The sequence below is a fragment of the Corynebacterium gerontici genome, assembly GCF_003813985.1.
Taxonomy (GTDB): domain Bacteria; phylum Actinomycetota; class Actinomycetes; order Mycobacteriales; family Mycobacteriaceae; genus Corynebacterium; species Corynebacterium gerontici.
The window spans coordinates 1,829,887-1,850,777 of the sequence record NZ_CP033897.1 but is presented as its reverse complement, the minus strand read 5'-3'; the positions used below and the strand labels follow the sequence as shown (position 1 = coordinate 1,850,777).

Genomic DNA, 20,891 nt, shown 5'->3' with positions numbered 1-20,891 from the left:
GTTACATGCCATCGCTCTATCCGTAGTAGCGTTTCTTACAGAGCATCACTGTGCTGCGCTGCCGCAGAATGAAAGGAATCCCACTATGAGCCTTCCCAAACCACTTAAGGCCTTGGCTGCCATTTTGATCGTCCTCTTCCTGCTGTTGGTCGCTGGCATGATTGTCGCGGCGAACCGCAACGCGGACACCCCGGTAGAGGGCAAGCGCCTGGAGTCAACGTTGTCGGACATGGAAAGCAAGAATATCTCCGCCGTGGGCCTTGCGATGGCAGATCTCTACGGCACCGAGTGGACCCAGGGCATCAGCATTTGCGCAGGCATGACTTTCGAGCAGATTGAAAAGGTCGGAGCCGATACCAACCTTTTCGTGCTGAAGGAGCGCAAGATCCCGGAAGACACGAACTACATTGTGCTGGCTGATCGCGAAGGCCAGTTTAAGGCCATTAAGTTGGATACCGCCAAGGTGGATCTATGCAGGTTCCCGGGTCGTCCCACCCGCGTTGATCCGATGAGCTTGGCCCCGTTCTTCCTCCAGGATCACACCTGGTACCTCGCAGGTTAAGCCATTGCTAGTTCTTGCTATTGATAGTGCGACCCCAACCTTGGTGTTGGGGTTAGTTCGTAATCAAGAGCTTCTCGCTCAGAAGCTTTTCGACGAACCACGTCGCCACAACGAGGTGCTCGTGCCCGCTGTTCAGGTGCTGTTGGAAGATCAAGGCCTCAGCTTCGCAGACCTCGATGGTGTGGTCGTGGGGTGTGGTCCTGGGCCTTTCACGGGGTTGCGCGTCGGCATGGTGAGCGCTATGGCGTTTGCCGATGCGCTGAACCTACCCATCGATGGCGTGAGCACCCACCAAGCTATGGCGCACGGCGTGGAAGGCGAAGTACTTGTGCTCAGCGACGCTCGGCGCAAAGAAGTGTATTTCACCTTGATCCGCAATGGCGAAGTGATTGATGGCCCCGGCGTGTGCAAGCCTGCAGAATTGCCATTTGATTCCGCATCGAAACTCATCGTGCCCGAGCATCTGATTGAACAACTGCCAGGTTCCTTACGCGGTGCACAGCATATGCCCTCTGCTCTGGGAGCCCGATCGTTGGTGGCGGTTGCTGATTTCAGCGCCCCCCAGCCGCCGGAGCCGCTGTATCTGCGCAGACCCGATGCCAAGGAGCCTGTGGTTCGTATTTCACCCGCGCTGGTGCACCCAGCGTCATGATTCGGGGACTCACAGGCGACGACGCTCCACGCCTCGCTGAGCTGGAGCTATTACTGTTTTCGGGGGACAACCCCTGGAGCGCCGCGGATTTTCGCGCCGAAATTTCGCAGCCTTATTGCATCTATCTGGGCATCGAGCACGAAGGTGCGCTGGTGGCGTACGCGGGACTGGCCAAGATGGGGCCTGCTACTGATCCAGAGTTTGAGATCCACACCATTGGCGTTGATCCGAAGATGCAGCGCCGAGGCTTCGCCCGTGTGCTCATGGAGCACCTGTGCGCTGAAGCTGACCGCTTTGCCGGGCCGATATTCCTGGAAGTTCGCACGGATAACGTGCCGGCGATCAATTTGTACGAGCGCTTTGGTTTTCAGACGATCGGTGTGAGAAAGCGCTACTATCAGCCCTCCGGTGCCGATGCTTTCACCATGGTGCGCCCCGCGCGCTTGCTGGAGCAGGCTCAACAACACGAAGGTGATGAACTGTGATCATTCTCGGAATTGAATCTTCCTGCGATGAAACTGGTGTGGGCGTGGTTCGTCTCCACCATGACGGCACCCTGGAGGTGCTCGCGAATGCTGTGGCCAGTTCGATGGAGGAGCACGCCCGTTTCGGTGGGGTGGTGCCCGAGATCGCCTCGCGCGCGCATTTGGAGCAAATGGTTCCGGTCATGCGCGCAGCGCTGGAAGAAGCGGGAGTAGAACGCCCCGATGCTGTTGCAGCTACTGTAGGGCCTGGCTTGGCGGGTGCGCTTCTCGTGGGGGCATCTGCAGCTAAGGCCTATGCAGCTGCCTGGAACGTGCCTTTTTATGGGGTGAACCACCTGGGCGGCCACGTTGCAGTTGCTCATTTGGATGGCGAGGAGCTTGGGCACAGTGTGGCGCTGCTCGTTTCGGGCGGACACACACAGTTGCTTGAAATTGATGCCGTGGGCAAGCCCATGCGCGAGCTTGGTGCCACGCTTGACGACGCCGCGGGCGAGGCCTACGACAAAGTCGCTCGCCTGCTTGGGCTCGGGTATCCGGGCGGGCCGGTGATTGATCGTATGGCGGCAAAAGGCAACCGTAAAGCCATTCATTTCCCCCGGGGGCTGATGCGTGCTGACGAAATGCGCGGCGAGCATCGCTTCGATTTCTCTTTCTCTGGGCTCAAAACCTCCGTGGCTCGCTACGTCGAAAACGCCGAGAGGGAAGGTTGCAGCGTTAATGTTGCTGACGTGTGCGCCAGCTTCCAAGAAGCGGTGTGCGACGTGCTGTCTGCGAAGGCAATTGCCGCGTGCAAGGAAACCGGTGCCAAGGTGTTGTTATTAGGCGGTGGGGTGGCAGCCAACGCCCGACTACGGAGTCTGCTGGCGGCGCGTTGCGCTTCCGCTGGCGTGCAGCTCAAGGTTCCCGAACTGCGATATTGCACGGATAATGGGGTGATGATTGCGGCCTTGGCTGCGGAACTGATTCACGCTGGTGCATCGCCTTCCTCGCTGACTGCGGGCACCAATACGGGCCTCGATGTGAGCCTCCCAATCGTGAGTTAGCTCAGAGCAATCACGCTTGAAGGGTTAGCACTTTAGCGGGTAGAGTGCCAAGAGGTTGTCTCAAACACACAGTTGTTCACCCGCGACGACGGCTGTGCTGGCACATGCAACCGGCGCACATCCGAAAATGCTTCATCAATGGAGGAAACATCGTGGCAAACGTCAATATCAAACCGCTGGAAGATCGTGTTCTTGTCAAGATCAGCGAAGCTGAGACCACCACTGCTTCTGGTCTGGTGATCCCGGATTCCGCCAAGGAGAAGCCACAGGAAGGCACCGTCGTTGCTGCTGGCCCCGGCCGTTTCGCCGACGATAAGCGCGTTCCTATGGACGTGCAAGAGGGCGACACCGTGGTGTTCTCCAAGTACGGTGGCACCGAACTGAAGTACAACGGCGAAGAATACTTGCTGCTCAACGCGCGCGACATCCTCGCGATCATCGAAAAGTAAAGGCCAACCATGGCAAAGCTGATTGCATTTGATCAAGAAGCTCGCGAAGGGCTGCTCAAAGGCGTCGATACCTTGGCAAATGCCGTCAAAGTGACGCTCGGGCCACGCGGACGCAATGTTGTGCTGGACAAGAGCTTCGGTAGCCCCACCGTCACCAACGATGGAGTGACCATCGCCCGTGAAATCGATGTGGAAGATCCCTTCGAGAATCTCGGCGCTCAACTGGTGAAGTCTGTGGCGGTCAAGACTAATGACATTGCTGGCGACGGCACCACCACCGCCACCCTTTTGGCGCAGGCGCTCATCACCGAAGGTCTGCGCAACGTGGCAGCGGGGGCGAACCCCATCGAGCTCAACCGCGGCATTCAGGCTGGTGCTGAAAAGGTCATCGACGAGCTTCTCGCGCGTGCGCAGGAAGTATCTTCGGCCGCCGATATCGCCAACGTTGCAACCGTGTCTTCCCGCGACACCGAGGTTGGCGATATGGTCGCGGCCGCAATGGAAAAGGTGGGCAAAGACGGCGTAGTGACTGTCGAGGAGTCCCAATCCATCGATTCCTACCTGGATGTCACCGAAGGCGTGTCCTTTGACAAAGGCTTCCTTTCGCCGTACTTCATCACGGATACGGATTCCCAGCAGGCAGTCCTGGACAATCCTGCGGTGTTGTTGGTGCGCAACAAGATTTCCTCCCTGCCGGATTTCCTTCCGCTGCTGGAGAAAGTTGTGGAATCCAACAAGCCACTGCTCATCGTCGCTGAGGACGTTGAAGGCGAGCCGCTGCAGACCCTCGTGGTGAACTCGATCCGTAAAACCATCAAGGCCGTGGCCGTCAAGGCACCGTACTTCGGTGAGCGCCGTAAGGCGTTCATGGATGACCTAGCTGTGGTGACTGCTGCAACTGTGGTGGATCCGGAAGTTGGCGTGACGCTCAACGAGGCCACCCCCGAGATTCTCGGTTCCGCTCGTCGCGTGACGGTGAGCAAGGACGAAACCATCATCGTCGATGGTGCCGGAACGGCAGAGGCTGTGGAACGCCGTCGCGAGCAGATTCGTCGTGAAATCGCCAACACCGATTCTTCTTGGGATCGCGAGAAGGCTGAAGAGCGCTTGGCCAAGCTTTCCGGTGGCGTGGCCGTCATCAAGGTTGGCGCTGCTACGGAAACTGAAGTGTCGGAGCGAAAGCTGCGCGTCGAAGATGCCATCAATGCCGCTCGCGCCGCTGCGCAAGAGGGCGTTATTGCTGGTGGCGGTTCCGTGCTGGTGCAGATTGCCGCAGAGCTTTCAAACTTTGCTGAAGATTTCGAAGGCGATGCCAAGGTTGGTGTGCTTGCGCTAGGCCGTGCCCTGGTTAAGCCCGCCTATTGGATTGCGGACAACGCCGGCAAGGACGGTGCCGTTATCGTTTCCCGCATCTCCGAGCTGCCGAATGGTGAAGGCTTCAATGCCGCCACCATGGAATACGGCAACCTCATCGAACAAGGCATCATCGATCCTGTAAAGGTTACGCACTCTGCGGTGGTCAACGCGACCTCCGTCGCTCGCATGGTGCTCACAACCGAAGCATCGGTCGTGGAAAAGCCTGCTGCCCCCGCGCCGCAGGCGGGTGGCCATCACCACCATCACTAGCGCGTTGCGTATTTGAAGGCCCGAGGATGGAGAATCCCCGGGCCTTCCTTCGTGTATCTACATGCGGACAGTTCTGAGGTAGCGCTGGCGTTCACCTTCAGTCATGCCACCCCAAATGCCGTAGATCTCACCCGCGTTCAGCGCGTGGTTGCGGCATTCAACAAGCACGGGACATTGCGCACATATTTCTTTGGCCTGGCGTTCCCGATTGGCGCGTGCCCGTCCACGTTCCCCTTCGGGGTGATAGAAAGTATCGGAAGGTACGTCTCGGCAGGCTCCTTCGAGCCGCCAATCCCATTGCACCGTGTATGGTCCAGGAAGAATGGTGGTGCTTGCCATTGCGTTACTGACTCCTCGTTTTCCTTCAACATGGCGTGGAGGTTTCCAACTGCAACCTCGCGCACCAGCATGCGTTCCCAAGGTGAACATCATGTGATGAATAGGTGGCGTTTAGGCGATGTTTCGAAGGACTTGCGATGAAGTTCAGGGTATGCCGGCCCATGCATTGGAGCATGAGCAGGGATGATTCCAATGCGCAGAGTTTGATTTACCCCCATGTATGAACCCAACACCTGGGCGTTGGGGAAAACCCTGCCAGAGGGATTAGAATTTTCAGAACAAACAATTGCGTCTGAATGCTGTTAAAGGAGCAAACGCGTGAGTGACCAGGACGAGCTCCAGCGATTAGTGCCGCTGGCTCAAGCTGGGAATCGCCACGCGCTTGAGAATGTAATTCAGATTTGTTATCCCGTTATCCTTCGCTATTGTCGTGCCCGGATGTCGGGTGGACGCCATCCTACTGCTGAGGACGTGGCGCAAGAAACCTGCCTCGCGTTGGCAAATTCCATTGAGCGTTACGTTGATCGTGGGCGACCCTTTATGGCGTTCGTGTACGGTATCGCCTCGAATAAAGTGGCGGATGCGATGCGCTACTACAAGCGGGATCTGTCCAATCCAACGGAGGACGTTCCCGACACTGAAATTGAGCACGAGTCGCCAGAGTATTTGACTATGGTGCAAGCTGGAAGTAACAGGATCTGTGATCTTCTCGATGTACTCAGTGACAAAGCTCGAGAAGTTGTAATTCTCAGAGTGTTTAATGGTTTCAGTGCAGACGAAACTGCTGCCATCCTCGGAAGTACCCCTGGTGCTGTCCGTGTTGCGCAGCATCGAGCCCTAGCAACGTTGAGAAAGGCTCTGGATCAGGAGCGTGGGAATGAATAAGCGGCAGCCGGATCAGGGAAACGTCACTCGCCGGCATCTTGAAATGCTGCGCGCAGATGACGAATTTCTGTCTGCGCTCGCACGGGGTGAGGATCCGAGCAACGGTGGAGATGAACTCGCACACCTGCTATTGCTCGCACGCCAAGACGTAATGAGTGATCTTCCTCCAGCCCCCACCCTGAGAGAACTTGGCTTCGCGGGTTTTTCTGAAGCGGTAACTGGTGAACTGCCAGTGGTGGATGCGGTGGAAGCGCGCTCCAGCCGGGGTGGCTATTTCGCATCGCGAGAAACCGAATATGCGGCGGCCGGAGAGCATCCCGTAGCCGAAGCGGAAAAGTCAAACGTTGTGGAGCTGCGCCCCCGTCGTAGCCGAGCCTTCCTGCATGGCTTGGTTGGCGCTGCCGCAGCGACCCTGGTGATCGCCGGCAGTGGGGTCGTCATTCACAACGCCGAACCGGGTTCCCCGCTGTACTCGCTGAACCAGCAGATCTTCGGTGGCCACGATGTGGAGGTGGTGCAGCTTGCATCCACGCTCCAAGAGGCGAATGAGCTCAAAGCTCGTGGAGACATTGAGGGCGCCAAGCAAAAATTGGCTGAGGCGCAGGCTCTGGTGAATCGCATGAAGCCACAGGGGCGTGAAAAGGGGCAGTCGTTGGTGAATAAAGCCTCAGCCAACATTGTCACCCCGGAGCCCGAGCAGAAGCCGTTGCCTGTTCCGACCACAACAGTGGCACCTCCACGAGACTTGCCAACCACTACGGAGACCCCGGCTGAGTCTTCGTCCAAGACGCCAAGCACCACTCAGGAGGTGCCCGTCGCGGAATCTCCAGAGCCTTCGCCGGAGGCTCCCGCTGAGGAAACTGCCCCGAGAACTCCTTCGCCAGTAGAGGAGACTTCCCAGGAGAAACCGGCCGAGGACAAAGGACCTAGCATTCCCCAGGCGATCAATGACGTGGTGCAGGGCATCTCCCCGGAGGCTGCCGGTTAATCTTCCGGCTGAAGCCACCCACGGTAGCTACAAAAAGAACGCCCGGATACGTGGTCCGGGCGTTTTCTTGTGGCCAAAATTATCGTCTGTTCATACCGTCGATGTAACCGAGGCAGTAGTCCCACGGCACGTAGGCGTTGGGATCCGGGTTCATGCTCGGTTCATGCGCTGGGCTGAGTTCTCCAGCGAGGGTGGCTTTCATGTTGTTAATCATGATGTCCCAGTCGTAGTAGTGCTCTTCCTGGCATTCTTCGCAGATTGCCAGAACACCGAGCACGCCGCGGGGCAATAGTGCGTCGCGGAATTGATAGACGAATCGCAGTTCTTGTTTGATCTGCTCGCGATCCTGATCGCTCAATGGAGGCAGTTGCTCTTCTTCGTCGTCGAAAAGCGAAGCAGGATCAAAGTCGTCGTCTGCGAAGGGATCTTTGGGCATTTGCCAATCGAAGCTCACCCAAGCCAGCCTAAATGGGGGCAACACCGAACTTCAAGTGCTGCGGCTGAGGAATGAAAGCTGCAGGAAAGTTCTTGAGTACTTAGCGTGGCTTTACACACGCGGTAGGCTAGATGCACCAGTGTGCAGACCGGCCTGTGCGAGAGATGATGGTGTGAGGAGATCTTTTCCATGACGAATACGCAAGTATCCACCGGCGGCGACGACCCAAATAAGGTCGCCTTGGTTGGTCTTACTTTTGACGATGTTTTGCTGCTTCCCGACGCTTCCGATGTGATCCCCAGCGAAGTGTCCACGGCCACGCAATTGACCCGCAATATCCGTTTGAATATCCCTATCATCTCGGCTGCCATGGATACCGTCACTGAGTCACGCATGGCCATCGCGATGGCGCGTGAGGGGGGCATGGGCATTTTGCACCGCAACCTCTCCGTTGAGGAGCAGGCGCAGCACGTTGAGGTGGTCAAGCGTTCGGAATCCGGCATGGTGACCGATCCGGTGACTTGCACCCCGGAGATGAGCATCGCTGAGGTGGATGCGCTGTGCGCCCGTTATCGCATCTCTGGCCTGCCGGTGGTGGATGAGGACGGCACGCTGCTTGGCATCTGCACCAACCGCGATATGCGTTTTGAGCGAGACTTCGAACGCAAGGTTTCCGAAGTAATGACGCGGATGCCGCTAGTGGTTGCCGAAGAAAGCGTGAGCAAGGAAAAAGCCCTTGAACTGCTGAGCCAGAACAAGGTTGAGAAACTGCCGATCGTCGATAAGCAAGGCAAGCTCACTGGCCTGATCACGGTGAAGGACTTTGTCAAGACGGAGCAACACCCAAACGCGTCCAAGGATGCATCTGGCCGCCTGCTGGTGGGCGCGGGCATCGGTGTTGGCGAGGAATCTTGGCAGCGTGCTGGTTCACTTGTCGACGCCGGCGTGGACGTCCTCGTCGTGGACTCCGCCCACGCACACTCTTCAGGGGTTCTGGACATGGTGTCGCGTGTGAAGAAGGAATTTGGTGATCGCGTTGATGTTATCGGCGGCAATCTCGCCACCCGCAGCGCGGCCAAGGCCATGATTGAGGCCGGCGCAGACGCGATCAAGGTGGGCATTGGCCCGGGTTCGATCTGCACGACCCGTGTGGTGGCGGGCGTTGGTGCGCCCCAGATCACCGCCATCATGGAGGCGTCCGTGCCTGCGCACGCAGCGGGCGTTCCGATCATTGCCGACGGTGGCATGCAATTCTCCGGTGATATTTCCAAGGCACTGGCTGCCGGCGCTTCATCGGTAATGCTGGGATCGATGCTGGCTGGTACGGCCGAAGCTCCCGGCGATATCGTCGTGGTGCAGGGCAAGCAGTACAAGCGCTACCGCGGTATGGGCTCCATGGGGGCAATGCAGGGTCGCGGTTTGTCTGGCGAAAAGCGCTCCTTCTCCAAGGACCGCTACTTCCAGGCGGACGTGAAGAGCGAAGATAAGCTCGTGCCCGAGGGCATCGAGGGTCGCGTGCCTTTCCGTGGATCGATCGAGGCAATCACCCACCAGCTCGTCGGTGGTCTACGTGCCTCAATGGGATACACGGGGTCGGCCACCATCGAGGATCTCCAAAAGGCAAAGTTCGTTCAGATCACCTCTGCTGGCCTGAAGGAATCGCACCCGCACCACATCCAGCAAACGGTCGAAGCACCGAATTACCGCTAACAAGGGAAGAGAACATCTATGCGTGAATACGTAGAAATCGGCCAAGGTCGTGAGGCACGTCGATCCTTCGACCTCGACCAGATCTCCCTGGTGCCGGCGCGACGCACCCGCTCATCAAAGGACGTGGACACCACCTGGAATATCGACGCCTACAGCTTCGACATCCCTTTCTTGTCGCATCCCACCGATGCATTGGCCTCGCCTGAATTTGTCATCGAAATGGACAAACAAGGCGGCATGGGTGTGCTGAACGCCGAAGGACTGCTCGCACGCCACGCGGACTTTGACGGCGCCATTGAGCAGGTGCTGAACGCTCGTGGAGATTGGCTGATGGATGAGCAGGGCGAAGCCATCCGCGTGCTTCAAGAGCTCCACCAGGCGCCACTGGATCAAGACCTGTTGGCCGAGCGGGTGGCGCAGGTACGAGATTCCGGTGCTACCGTCGCCGTGCGTGTGTCGCCCCAGCGCTGCCGCGAATTGGCGCCAGCTCTGATCAAGGCGGGCGTGGAGCTGCTCATCGTGCAAGGCACCATCATCTCCGCTGAGCACGTGGAGCAGGGTGGCGAGCCACTAAACCTCAAAGAGTTCATCGGCAGCGTTGATGTTCCCGTCATTGCCGGTGGCGTGAACGACTACACCACCGCGCTGCACCTGATGCGTGCCGGTGCCGTGGGCGTGATCGTTGGTGGCGGTTTCAACACCAACGATGAGGCGCTGGGAATCAGCACGCCGTTGGCCACGGCCATCCCCGATGTGGCTGCGGCCCGTCGTGATTACCTGGATGAAACCGGTGGACGCTATGTGCACGTGATTGCCGATGGTGATCTTCGCTTCTCCGGCCAGGCCGTGAAGGCCATCGCCTGCGGTGCAGACGCGGTGGTGCTGGGTGCCCCGCTATCGGCGGCCAGCGAGGCAGCGGCCAACGGAATGTATTGGCCTTCCGCTGCGGCGCACCCCCGCTTCCCCCGTGGAGAGATCAACGGCGGAGCAGAAGAGTCCGGCTCATTGGAAGTCATCCTGCACGGGCCGTCCACCAGCGTGTATGGTGAGCAAAACTTCGTTGGTGCCCTCAAGCGCGCAATGGCGAAGTGTGGATACACAGACCTGAAGAAGTTCCAGAAGGTCGACCTCACGGTGCGCTATTAGCACCAGGAAAAAGGCGCCCCGCGGGGCGCCTTTTGTTATGAACGCGCAGGTTGCGCTGCGGACAGTGCGGCACGGACCTCCGCCGCAGAAGTGGCAGCGTTGAGCGCATCGCGTACCGGCTGCTTCATCAAGGAGCGCGAGAGTTGCGCCAGCACCTTCAAATGCTGATTCCCCGCATTCGCCGCGGGCACGCCCAGCAGGAACACCAGATTCACCGGCTGATTATCTGGCGCATCCCATTCCAGCCCTTCCACCACTCTGGCAAAGGCAATGAATGGTTCTTGGACGGTGTCGTCTTTGAGGTGGGGGATAGCGATGCCATTGCCCACAGCAGTGCTGAATTTCGCTTCGCGCACCAAGGCTGCCTGAACCGCTGCAGCGACGTCCTCTATCTTCCCCGCGCACATCACGTCACTGGCGAGCAAGTGGATGGCGTCTTCCTTGCTGGCAACGAGGGTGTCGAGGATGACGGCGTCGTCGACAAGCAAATCCTCAATGCCCTGATCCTTTTGCACCTGCGGCGTGGTTGCGGCTGGCTCCGTGGATTGTTTACGCTGCAGCCCAATGAGCACCAGGGCGATGACGGCCGTGACAACAGCGCCAATGAGGATGGCGAGGAAGTAACCAAAAACGTTGTCCACCGCGCCGAGCACCGCCACGATCGGGCCGCCGTGCATCACATGATCTTGGACAGAGAAGACACCGCCGAGGCCGCCTGCCACCGCACCACCGATCACGTTGGCTGGAATGACCTGCAAAGGACGAGCCGCAGCGAATGGAATCGCGCCCTCAGTAATACCGAAGAAGCCCATGAACAGTGCCGCGATGCCGGATTCGGCTTCCTGTTTGGTGAACCATTTGCGGCGCAAGAGCGTGGCAAGCCCCATGCCAAGGGGAGGAGTGGCAATAGCGGCTGCCATCATGCCCATCGGGAAGGCATTACCGGAGCCGATGAGCCCACCCGAGAACAAAAAAGCCGTCTTATTCACGGGGCCACCCATGTCGAAGCCGGCCATTGCGCCCAGGATTGCGCCGAGCAGGATCACGCTGGAGCCTTGCATCCCCGCCAGCCAATCGGTGAGGAACTCAAATACTGCCGAAACCGGGGCGCCAACGATATAGATGAAGCCCAGGCCAACGATCAGGGTGGTGACAATGGGGATGATGATGATGGGCATGATCGGCTGGATATAGCGGTGCACGGGGATCTTCTTCAAGCCCAGTGCCACATAGCCCGCGGCAAAACCGGTGATGATGCCGCCGATGAACCCGGCACCGGCTTCCGAGTGGTACAGCGAACCTGTCACGGCAATATAGCCGCCGATCATGCCGGGGGCGAGACCGGGACGGTCGGCGATGGCCATAGCGATGTAGCCGGACAAGATCGGCACCATCAGCGTGAACGCCAGCCCACCCACAGCGGCGATGGTGGACCAGAAGGAGTCTTCCGGGATGACCAAGCCTTCCGCTGTGGGCTCGCCACCGAGGGACAGTGCGATAGCGATGAGCAAACCGCCGGTGACCACGAAGGGGATCATGTGTGAGACACCGTTCATGAGCGCCTTGTACACCACGCTGCCCGCGCTGCCTGCGGAAGATTCGCCTGATTCGCGTGCCTCGGCGTTGCCCGTGGAAGCGATGGGGGTTGCTCCCTCAGTTCTTTGGAGAAGCTCCTGTGGCCTGCGGATACCGTCGCTGACTGAGGAGACCACCGCTGGCAGCCCTTGGAATCTGCTGAGGTCAATCTGTTTATCAGCGGCCACGATGATGGCGTCCGCAGTGGCTATATCTTCCTCGGTGAAGGGGTGTTCAACGCCGACAGACCCGTGGGTTTCAATCCGGATGTCGTAGCCAAGAGCATCGGCTGCTTGCTGCAGGTTTTCCGCAGCCATGTAGGTGTGGGCGATGCCGGTTGGGCACGCTGTGATCGCAAGGATGCGTCGTTTTTGAGGCATAAAATTCCACTTTGCTGTAGAGGGAACAGTATTGCACCTCAGTGTAAATTGCCCTGGACTTTCTCAGAAGCGCGACTCGTGGTTCTCGGCGGTGATTGGCTATGTGATCTTGTGCGTGAGTGCAGTTGCAGGTGCAGTTCGAAGCTGGCGAGGCTCTGGGTTAGACTTCAAGCTGTGACACAGCAGACCCCACAACATCATGATCCGGTACTGGTGGTTGATTTCGGCGCCCAGTACGCCCAGCTCATCGCGCGTCGTGTGCGCGAGGCGAACCTGTATTCAGAGGTTGTGCCCCACACGATGTCTGCGGCGCAGATTCGCGAGAAGCACCCCGCAGCCCTCGTGCTCTCAGGCGGGCCGAGCTCCGTGTATGCCGATGGTGCGCCTTCGCTGGATCCTGAGCTGCTGGAATTGGGCATTCCCGTCTTCGGTATCTGCTACGGCTTCCAGGCCATGACCCACGCTTTGGGTGGCACCGTCGCCAATACCGGCAATCGCGAGTATGGCCGCACCGATATGCGGGTATGCGGCGGTGTACTGCACCAAGGCTTCGAGGACGAGCACAAGGTGTGGATGAGCCACGGCGACGCCGTTTCGAAGGCGCCCGAAGGCTTCAGCGTCACCGCCACCACTGAGGGGGCGCCGGTTGCTGCATTCGAGAACTTGGACAAGCGCATGGCTGGCGTGCAGTATCACCCCGAGGTACTGCACTCCCCGCACGGCCAGGAAGTGCTGACCCGCTTCCTCACCGAGGTAGCAGGCCTTGAGCAGAACTGGACGGCTGCGAATATCGCGGAAGAGCTTATCGACGCCGTGCGTGAGCAAGTTGGGCCCGAAGGGCGCGCAATCTGTGGTTTGTCCGGCGGCGTGGACTCCGCTGTGGCGGCAGCCCTGGTGCAGCGCGCCATCGGTGATCGTCTGACCTGTGTGTTCGTGGATCACGGCCTGCTGCGTGCCGGGGAACGTGAGCAAGTTCAGCAGGACTTCGTTGCCGCGACCGGTGCGAAGCTGGTGACGGTGGACGAGCGCGAAGCCTTCTTGGCAAAGCTGGCTGGCGTAAGCGAGCCCGAAGCGAAGCGCAAGGCGATTGGCGCGGAATTCATCCGCTCGTTCGAGCGAGCAGTTGCTGGCGTTCTTGAGTCCGCTCCCGAAGGGTCGACTGTGGACTTTTTGGTGCAGGGCACGCTGTACCCGGACGTTGTGGAATCGGGTGGGGGCTCTGGCACCGCGAACATCAAGAGCCACCACAACGTGGGCGGGCTTCCCGACGACGTGGAGTTCAAGCTGGTGGAGCCATTGCGCCTGCTGTTCAAGGACGAGGTTCGCGCGGTGGGGCGCGAACTTGGACTGCCCGAGGAAATTGTGAACCGCCAGCCCTTCCCAGGACCAGGCCTCGGCATCCGCATCATCGGTGAGGTGACCGAGGAGCGCCTGGAAACACTGCGCGCCGCCGATCTCATTGCTCGCACCGAACTCACCAACGCCGGTCTGGATTCGGAAATCTGGCAGTGCCCGGTGGTGCTGCTTGCCGACGTCCGCTCCGTGGGCGTTCAAGGCGACGGCCGCACCTACGGTCACCCCATCGTGCTGCGCCCAGTGTCCTCAGAGGACGCCATGACCGCCGACTGGACCCGCCTGCCTTACGAGGTGCTGGAGAAGATCTCCACACGCATCACCAACGAGGTTGCAGACGTCAACCGAGTGGTGCTCGATTGCACCTCCAAGCCCCCAGGAACCATCGAGTGGGAATAGCCCACGCATAGCCATGATGCCCTCTGCCATGCCGAAGATTCACAGCATGCAGGGGGCATCGCTGCAATGAATTACCCAATTACTAGCGATAGGAAGAAAACGAGATGAAAAACGTTCAACAATTCGCCGCTATGGGTGTGTGCTCGGCGTTGCTAGTGGCATGCGGCGGCACAGAGGAAGTCAGTGCGCCGCAGACCACCGCCACCCTCACAAGCACTACCAGCAGCCAGGCACCGGCAAGTTCCGAGGCTTCAAGTGCGCCGGAAACCAGCCCTGAAGAAAGCTCTGAGCCTGCACCGCAAGAAACTGAAGTGCCCAGCGGTGAAGTCACCGAAGTGGATCCCGCAGCCTATGCTCAGGGCGAGAATTACATCTTCGGCTATAACGTGGGTGGAGAAAAAGGTGAGTGCTTCATCAGCAACCGGGGCGTATCCTGTACCGGCAACGCCCCGGAAAACGCGCCGGAGATTCAGATGCCCCCGTTTGCGAGGCAACAGCCGAAGGCGATTGCTGCTGGCCCGCAGGGGCTCTACTACACCGTCTTTGAGGGTGTTCCGCCGGCGCAGGCTGAGTTGGCGGTGGGACAGAAGATTCAGGCGGGTGCGGGTTCCTGCGTAGCAGAAACCCCCGAGCTTTTGCGTTGTGAAGCTCAGGGGCATGCCTTCAGTATCCAGGCACCTAATCGCTTGATTGTTCCTGAAGGGGAACTCACCCCAGTGTACGAGGTGCAGTAGCGATCTTCTTTGGGGCGTCCGGCTGGTTGTTATGACTGGCCGGGCTCTTTGTATTCCTCTGCATCTAAGTCGAGGTTCGGGCGCTCCTCATCCGCCACCGTTGCCAGCAGCTTATCGTTGTCCGCCTCGGAAGCCTCTAGCTCGTGGGTGAGCTCCAGTGAATTGTCCACGTAGATGTCTGGGTGGATGTGCGCGCGTGTGAGCTGGCGAATGCGGTTGCGGCGAGCTTTTTCGCCGGAGATAAGTCCGGACCAGCGAATGCGCCAGACCACAAAGACCACGCCGATGATCATGCCGATGTAGCCCAGGATAGGGAAGATGATTTGGATGAGGGAGCCGAAGCCCACCAGGGAAATTACCCAACTAATGAAAAGGATGACAAAGAGGTTGAATTTGGGGCGTTTCGGAACGAGCACGTTCACGCGGCGCGAGAATGCGTAAACGTCGCCAAGCGCAGTATTGAAGATCATCACAAGAATGAGTGCAGAAATTACAACTCCTGCGAGCGGGTGGATGTCTCCGACGATCGCGGCCATGGGGATGTCGGTACCTGCTGCGATATCGACGTTGAGGAATAGCACGACGGTTTCAAATGCCAGCATGATGGTCAAGATGATGCCGCCGAGCATGCCGCCCACGGCGACGTCGCGAAGCTTGGTATAAGAACCGCCAATCACTAGTGACATTCCGACGGCGCAGATGAGGTTCATGCCGGAGTAATTCACTGCCGACCACCACCACGGCTGCACGGGAGAGGGCTCTTGGCGTGCGATTTCATCGGTGGCGGCGATAGAGAATTCGCTTGGAATGTGCGTGAGCGAATAGAAGAACACAGCAATGATCGCCACGATCATCAATGGCGTCACAGCGCCGATGACTTTCGAGACCTTGTCGGGGTTTAGGAAGCACACGAAGTACACCACCACCGCCATGAGGAGGGAACCTAGCCAAGCTGGCACCCCGAAGGACTGTTGAAATGTGGAGCCGGCACCGGCGAGCATCATCATGCCCATAGCGGCCATGGTGATGGATACGGCGGCGTCGAGAAGCCACGACAGTCTGGGGTGAGCGACGTTTTTGAGCACTGCGCCGTGTTCGTCGGCCAAGAAGTAGCTGCCGATCTGTAGCACGACGGCGCCGAAGATCACCATGATGACGCCGGTGACCACCAAGCCCCAAATGCCGGTGGAACCGAAGGAGACGAAATACTGCATCATCTCTTTGCCGGTGGCGAAGCCTGCGCCAATCAGCAGGCCTACGAATGCCATGGCGATGGACATGCTTTGTTTCATGAATAGATCCTCGTCTAGAAAATGCTGTAGCCCGCGATTTTATCAGTGGTTCGTTATGAAACGAATTGTGCGGCTGATCGCCGCGTTCAAGGTTTCCGTTACATATTTTCCGGAAAATAAGTTTGTTACATATGGGGGCATAGTGTTAAAAATGCGAGCTAGGGCAATAAAATGGCCACATGAACAGCGTGAAGAATACCCCCCTTGACGAGGGGGACACGATGAACAGCCGTGGTCGAATTCTCTGTCACCAGGCGTGGCACTCACTCAAACGGAGCCTCGGTGTCTTGCTTGCAATGATGCTTTCTTTGAGCTTTGGATGCACGAGTGTTGGAAGCGTTCAGGCACAGGAGGTTTCGCAACCATTCCACTGGGGAGTTGCAACTGCGGGATTCCAGATTGAGGGATCGAATCGAGACTCGAACTGGTATCGCTATGCCGCTGAAGACCGTCAAGACGGTGACGATCATATCGACGGGGTGCGCGATGCTGTGGACTTTCGGCACCGCTATGCCGAAGATATTGCAAATGCAGCATCCCTTGGGGTGAATACCTTCCGCCTCAGCATTGAATGGTCGAGGATCGAGCCGACTCCGGGCGAGTTCGACATGGAAGAAGTGGCCTATTATGACGACGTAATCCGGCTGATCCGCGAACATGGCATGACGCCGATGATTACGATGATCCATTACGTCTATCCCGGGTGGATCATCGATAATGGCGGTATTCTGAGCCCCTTTGCGCAGAACGCTTTTGAGCGATACGCCAAGTTCATCACCGAACGTTGGGGCGGCAACGGCACCATGTGGGTAACGCTCAATGAACCATTCGTGTGGTTCGGTCATGAAGTAGAAATTCACTTGGCGCAGCGCCACCAACTGCCGCAGTACTTGGAGATGATCGTGAACTTCAACCGTATCGGGTTTGAGGCTGCTCATGCCAAGGATCCGGACGCGCTCTCTGGTACGAACTTCGCATTCCTTCCAAGCGTCGCCGCCGTGCAAAATCTTGTGCTTTTTCAGCGGCTGGCGCCACACATGGATTACGTAGGCATCGACTACTACTATTCTGTTTCTGCCTCGAACCTCAGCGCGATCCACGCTGCTTTCGGCGATTTCGCTGCAGTGACGCCGGAAGCTGAAGGCATTTATTACGCCACGCGCCAATACAGTGAACTCTTCCCGGGCAAGCCCGTGTATGTGGTGGAAAACGGCGAACCGACCGATAATGCCCAGCAACGAGGAGACGGCTACCCCAGGGAGGCATTTCTGCACGATACGGTGTACTGGATGCAGCGGGCCGTGGCCGATGGCATTCCGATTATTGGGTATAACCACTGGTCTTTGGTTGATAACTACGAATGGGGTGACTATAGCCCTCGCTTTGGACTGTGGACGGTGGACGTGATGCACGATCCAAGCCTCACGCGTACCCCCACGCCGGCGGTGGACACCTACCGCTCGATCGTGGCTGCCGGTGGGGTGGATGAACAATCCGGGTTATATCGCCAACCGGCGTTATGTAGCTTTGTGGACATGCCGCGTAGTTGCTTACGTCCCGCCCCTGTGGATGGCCCTCTCGCTCAGCTACCAAGTCGGTGAATCAGTATGAAAACAGCACTTTCTCTGCTGTGCGCCTTGGCTATCGCTGTGACGGTGCCTCATGCTGCCGCTCGGGACCTTGAGCCTCTCACCTTTGGCAGCGACGCATCCTGCGTGTCTTCTCTTGAGTATCCCGAACCGATACTGCTCTTGCCCGGTACCTGGGACGGCGCTCAGGCAATGGCGCCACTTGGTCAAGATCTTCGCAACGCCGGGGCGTGCGTGTTCGCGCTCACCTACGGGCGTGATGAATCCTTATTGGTGAGCAAGCTTGTCGACGCCCACGCGGCCTACACCAAGGGCGCCGTCGGTGACATGCGTGCCTCCGCCGTAGAAGTAGCGGATGCGATTGAAGAAATTGCACTGCATACAGATGCTGGGCGCGCCGCGGGAGGAAAGGTTGATCTAGTTGGCCACTCACAGGCCGGAGCGTTGATCCGTATGGCGTTAGCAGGCGGTGCCGCAGATTATGTCGATCAAGTCATCACCCTCGGCGGAACGAACCACGGCATCCTGCCGCTGGCGTCGCAGATAGCGGAGCCAAATCACCACCGAGCCTCGCGTGCTGTGGGCGAGCAATTGCTCAGCACAGCCGCCATGCAGCAGTTGGGTGATTCGGATGTGGTGGCGGAACTGAATGCGATCCCGGATACGCAAGCGGGGATTCGCTATACCGTGGTGACTTCTCAAGGCGATCTGGTATCGGTGCCGTATCGCCGAGGCTTCCTCGCGGCGGTGGATGGAGCTGAGGTAGACAACGTTGTGATTCAGGAGCGCTGCGGCGTGCAGCCTTGGTATAGCCACGATGACCTCAGAGATGGGCAGCCATCGCGGAATTTGGTACGCAATGTTTTAGCGGGGCGCGCTGCCTTTTGTGAATAACAACAGCGGTGCTGCACCCTTGAGGTTTGGCAGCACCGCTGTTAAGTCCATGATTAAACGTTGAGGTGTTCGCGCTGGTTTTCCTCGTCCGGTTCGGGGAGGAAGCGGGCAAGGACCTTGCCGGTAGGACCGCGCTGGAAGTCCTGCACGTACACCACGTCGCGGGGAACGTGGGCGTCGGAAAGGTGCGAGCGGACGTGTTCGCGAATCTCGTTGGGTGAGATTTCTGACTTTGCGATCACATAGGCACGCAGCGCTTGGCCGGTGTGCTCGTCCGGTACGCCGTGAACGAAGCAATCGCGGATCGGATCCAGGCGCATAACTTCGTCCATGATCTCGACCGGATAAATCTTTTCGGCGTACTGGGTGATGACGAGATCATCGTCACGGCCAAGGATGTACAGGCGGTTGTCCTTCTTGTAGCCGCGATCGCCCATGTAATAGTAGCCGTTGATCATGCGAGGCTCGATGGCTGGGTCGGTGTAGCCTGCGAAGAGGTCGTAGCTGGAAATCGCGACCACACCTTCTTCGCCGTCCGGAAGTTCATTGCCGTGGTCGTCGAAAATCTTGACAATGCAGCCGGGATAGATGTGGCCGGAGAGGTGCGGATCGTCGATGAGGTCCTGGGGGCCTGCGGTTGCAATCGCGGTGGTTTCCGATGAGCCGTACATGGAGCACAACACGGCGCCGAACTTCTCATAGGCCTTCTTGATCTCGATGGGCAGCAAGATGGAACCGGAGTTCGTGATGGCCTTGAGCCCTTCGTAGTGATCGATGTTGTTGTCATCCATGTACGCGACGACGCCACGGATACGGGTGGCCGCGGCAACCCACAGGTTGATGTCGTACTGAGCGAAGTCATCCAACACCTTGGAAGGGTCGAAATGGCGGTGAGTGACCACGGTGGACTGCGTAATGTAGGCCATGCCCAGGTATGCCCAACCATAAGCGTGGAAAAGTACGGCAGAGAGCAGCACGCGCATGTTGCGCTCGAAGGGGACCACGGCGGCAATATTCGCTGAGGACTGGGGCGACTTGAGGTGACGTCGTACCACAGCCTTGGGCATGCCGGTAGTTCCGGAAGTCATCAGAACATGGTGGCTGTGCGCAGGCTTCTTGGGCAGTTCGAAGCTCATGTCCGCGTGATCCATGGCGTGCTGCATGGATTCGAATACACGGCCTTGGTGCTCGCCGGTTTCCACGGGCTCATCTTCGAGGTGTGCCAAGAGCACTTCTCGGTTACGGGCGACGTCGGTGATGCGGTCGAGGAATTCTTCGTCGACGATCAGCGCCTTGATGTCGTGGAATTCGAGGTACTCCTCGATCTGCACGGCGGAGGAGTTGCCATTGATGAGGAAGATGTTGAAGCCAGCCATTTGGCGGGCGATCAGAGGCAAAATCACGCCACGGCCATTGAGTGCCATGACGGCAACGTTGGCACCTGAATGGCAGCCCTTCTGGTGCAGAACGCGAGCCAGGCGCTCGGCGGCCTCAATGAGCTCCTTGTAGTTGTACTGGCCGTCATCGTCGATCAGTGCGAGGCGGTCTGGCACCTGGCGCGCACCGCGGCTGACGATGGTGGCGTCCAGGCCACCCCAGCGGCGGATGTTCTTCAAGTCGGCGAGGATGTCTTTGGGGCCGCCAAAGGAGATGATCTTTCGTTGGCTCATTCGCTGCAAAAAGTGCAGGAACTGGTGAGCCACCTGCGTTTGCGGAATATTGGTTTCCACGCGGGGGCTCAGTGTGTACTTGGGCATCGATTCTCCTTATGTAGCTCCAACATGGGCCTGAGGTTCCCAGGCGTTCCCGATCCTCCCTGCCTGTTCCTGAATAGTCGGCAAGGTGAGCGAGAACTCAGTTCGATACAGCGAGAACAGTAGTGCACCGCCGAGTGAACAATAGTTTAGTAAATAAAACTATTTCTTCAACGGTGATCGCTGAGTAATCGTCTGAACATCCTATCGCTAAGTAAATGTCAAGAGTTACTTCGAAGTTGTTATCGACCCGTGATTGTTCCGCGTCCTGGATTTTTCACTCTGATACCAATAACCACACCCAGCGCTTTTTATCACTTGCGCAACATGTGTATTGAAGGTTGTTCCTGCCCCCTCGGATGGGGGAGTGGCCATCGCTTCAAGAAAAGTGCGCGCCCATCCCAAGGGGAAGGACGCGCTATCGCAGCTTAATTGAGCGTTAGTGAGGCAACATGCTCAGAAGCTGTGCCCATTGCTCAGGGAAGCTTACGGCGATTTGGTCGATACGACCCATGAGGTCGAAAACCAAGTCATTCCACGGCTGTGCGAACTGCTCGAAGCCGGCGGGGATGTTGTCGAAGAATAGCATGTGGGAACCTT

The 20,891-nt window shown here is 58.3% G+C and carries 20 protein-coding genes; 14 read left to right on the top strand and 6 right to left on the bottom strand.

Annotated features, from left to right (window positions below):
- Positions 1 to 85 precede the first annotated feature (85 nt).
- From CGERO_RS08625 to groL, 6 genes are all read left to right on the top strand, one after another.
- Positions 86 to 562 (top strand): hypothetical protein, encoded by a 477-nt coding sequence (locus CGERO_RS08625; RefSeq protein ID WP_123935090.1) that lies wholly within the window; start codon positions 86 to 88, stop codon positions 560 to 562.
- 4 nt (positions 563 to 566) lie between these two features.
- On the top strand, positions 567 to 1,214 hold the full coding sequence (gene tsaB / locus CGERO_RS08620) for a tRNA (adenosine(37)-N6)-threonylcarbamoyltransferase complex dimerization subunit type 1 TsaB (RefSeq protein WP_123935088.1): 648 nt from the start codon (positions 567 to 569) through the stop codon (positions 1,212 to 1,214).
- Positions 1,211 to 1,699 carry a ribosomal protein S18-alanine N-acetyltransferase gene (gene rimI / locus CGERO_RS08615; RefSeq protein ID WP_123935086.1) on the top strand — a complete coding sequence of 163 codons (489 nt, stop codon included), beginning with the start codon at positions 1,211 to 1,213 and terminating at the stop codon, positions 1,697 to 1,699. Before tsaB ends, rimI begins: the two co-directional genes overlap by 4 nt.
- Entirely contained in the window at positions 1,696 to 2,742 is a 1,047-nt protein-coding gene (gene tsaD, locus CGERO_RS08610; RefSeq protein ID WP_123935084.1) for a tRNA (adenosine(37)-N6)-threonylcarbamoyltransferase complex transferase subunit TsaD, read from the top strand. Before rimI ends, tsaD begins: the two co-directional genes overlap by 4 nt.
- Positions 2,743 to 2,894: 152 nt before the next feature.
- Positions 2,895 to 3,191 (top strand): co-chaperone GroES, encoded by a 297-nt coding sequence (groES, locus tag CGERO_RS08605; protein WP_123935082.1) that lies wholly within the window; start codon positions 2,895 to 2,897, stop codon positions 3,189 to 3,191.
- 9 nt (positions 3,192 to 3,200) lie between these two features.
- On the top strand, positions 3,201 to 4,817 hold the full coding sequence (gene groL, locus CGERO_RS08600; protein WP_123935080.1) for a chaperonin GroEL: 1,617 nt from the start codon (positions 3,201 to 3,203) through the stop codon (positions 4,815 to 4,817).
- A gap of 57 nt (positions 4,818 to 4,874) precedes the next feature.
- On the opposite strand, the gene CGERO_RS08595 is transcribed toward groL, so the two are convergent.
- A complete protein-coding gene (locus CGERO_RS08595) occupies positions 4,875 to 5,156 on the bottom strand; it encodes a WhiB family transcriptional regulator (RefSeq protein WP_123935078.1) in 282 nt (93 codons plus the stop codon).
- Positions 5,157 to 5,474: 318 nt separating this feature from the next.
- On the opposite strand from CGERO_RS08595, the gene CGERO_RS08590 reads away from it, so the two are divergent.
- Positions 5,475 to 6,041: a sigma-70 family RNA polymerase sigma factor gene (locus CGERO_RS08590; protein ID WP_123935076.1), complete on the top strand. Its 567-nt coding sequence runs from the start codon at positions 5,475 to 5,477 to the stop codon at positions 6,039 to 6,041.
- The gene (locus CGERO_RS08585; RefSeq protein WP_123935074.1) at positions 6,034 to 7,029 is read left to right on the top strand and encodes a hypothetical protein; all 996 of its coding nucleotides are present in this window, start codon (positions 6,034 to 6,036) and stop codon (positions 7,027 to 7,029) included. The genes CGERO_RS08590 and CGERO_RS08585 overlap by 8 nt, the downstream gene beginning before the upstream one ends.
- A gap of 79 nt (positions 7,030 to 7,108) precedes the next feature.
- Here CGERO_RS08585 and CGERO_RS08580 read toward each other — a convergent pair whose 3' ends face one another.
- On the bottom strand, positions 7,109 to 7,483 hold the full coding sequence (locus CGERO_RS08580) for a DUF5319 family protein (protein WP_123935072.1): 375 nt from the start codon (positions 7,481 to 7,483) through the stop codon (positions 7,109 to 7,111).
- A 171-nt stretch (positions 7,484 to 7,654) separates the two neighbouring features.
- Between CGERO_RS08580 and guaB the strand changes: the two genes are divergently transcribed.
- Both guaB and CGERO_RS08570 read left to right on the top strand, forming a co-directional pair.
- The gene (gene guaB / locus CGERO_RS08575) at positions 7,655 to 9,175 is read left to right on the top strand and encodes an IMP dehydrogenase (RefSeq protein ID WP_123935070.1); all 1,521 of its coding nucleotides are present in this window, start codon (positions 7,655 to 7,657) and stop codon (positions 9,173 to 9,175) included.
- Positions 9,176 to 9,193: 18 nt separating this feature from the next.
- Positions 9,194 to 10,321, top strand: coding sequence for a GuaB3 family IMP dehydrogenase-related protein (locus CGERO_RS08570; RefSeq protein WP_123935068.1), 1,128 nt, complete (start codon positions 9,194 to 9,196; stop codon positions 10,319 to 10,321).
- Positions 10,322 to 10,356: 35 nt separating this feature from the next.
- Here the strand turns inward: CGERO_RS08570 and CGERO_RS08565 are convergent, their stop codons facing one another.
- Positions 10,357 to 12,276: a PTS fructose transporter subunit IIABC family protein gene (locus tag CGERO_RS08565; RefSeq protein WP_123935066.1), complete on the bottom strand. Its 1,920-nt coding sequence runs from the start codon at positions 12,274 to 12,276 to the stop codon at positions 10,357 to 10,359.
- A gap of 174 nt (positions 12,277 to 12,450) precedes the next feature.
- Between CGERO_RS08565 and guaA the strand changes: the two genes are divergently transcribed.
- Both guaA and CGERO_RS08555 read left to right on the top strand, forming a co-directional pair.
- Complete coding sequence (guaA, locus tag CGERO_RS08560; RefSeq protein ID WP_123935064.1) at positions 12,451 to 14,028, top strand: glutamine-hydrolyzing GMP synthase; 1,578 nt, start codon at positions 12,451 to 12,453, stop codon at positions 14,026 to 14,028.
- Positions 14,029 to 14,132: 104 nt separating this feature from the next.
- Positions 14,133 to 14,762: a hypothetical protein gene (locus tag CGERO_RS08555; protein ID WP_123935062.1), complete on the top strand. Its 630-nt coding sequence runs from the start codon at positions 14,133 to 14,135 to the stop codon at positions 14,760 to 14,762.
- A gap of 29 nt (positions 14,763 to 14,791) precedes the next feature.
- On the opposite strand, the gene CGERO_RS08550 is transcribed toward CGERO_RS08555, so the two are convergent.
- Positions 14,792 to 16,054: a YkvI family membrane protein gene (locus CGERO_RS08550; protein ID WP_123935060.1), complete on the bottom strand. Its 1,263-nt coding sequence runs from the start codon at positions 16,052 to 16,054 to the stop codon at positions 14,792 to 14,794.
- A 179-nt stretch (positions 16,055 to 16,233) separates the two neighbouring features.
- Between CGERO_RS08550 and CGERO_RS08545 the strand changes: the two genes are divergently transcribed.
- Both CGERO_RS08545 and CGERO_RS08540 read left to right on the top strand, forming a co-directional pair.
- On the top strand, positions 16,234 to 17,655 hold the full coding sequence (locus CGERO_RS08545) for a family 1 glycosylhydrolase (protein WP_123935057.1): 1,422 nt from the start codon (positions 16,234 to 16,236) through the stop codon (positions 17,653 to 17,655).
- Between the two features lie 6 nt (positions 17,656 to 17,661).
- Positions 17,662 to 18,537, top strand: a complete 876-nt coding sequence (locus CGERO_RS08540; RefSeq protein ID WP_123935055.1) for an esterase/lipase family protein — start codon at positions 17,662 to 17,664, stop codon at positions 18,535 to 18,537.
- 53 nt (positions 18,538 to 18,590) lie between these two features.
- Here CGERO_RS08540 and CGERO_RS08535 read toward each other — a convergent pair whose 3' ends face one another.
- Positions 18,591 to 20,294: an AMP-binding protein gene (locus tag CGERO_RS08535; protein ID WP_123935053.1), complete on the bottom strand. Its 1,704-nt coding sequence runs from the start codon at positions 20,292 to 20,294 to the stop codon at positions 18,591 to 18,593.
- Between the two features lie 436 nt (positions 20,295 to 20,730).
- Positions 20,731 to 20,880 (bottom strand): hypothetical protein, encoded by a 150-nt coding sequence (locus tag CGERO_RS10695; RefSeq protein WP_164470292.1) that lies wholly within the window; start codon positions 20,878 to 20,880, stop codon positions 20,731 to 20,733.
- Between the last annotated feature and the right edge of the window lie 11 nt (positions 20,881 to 20,891).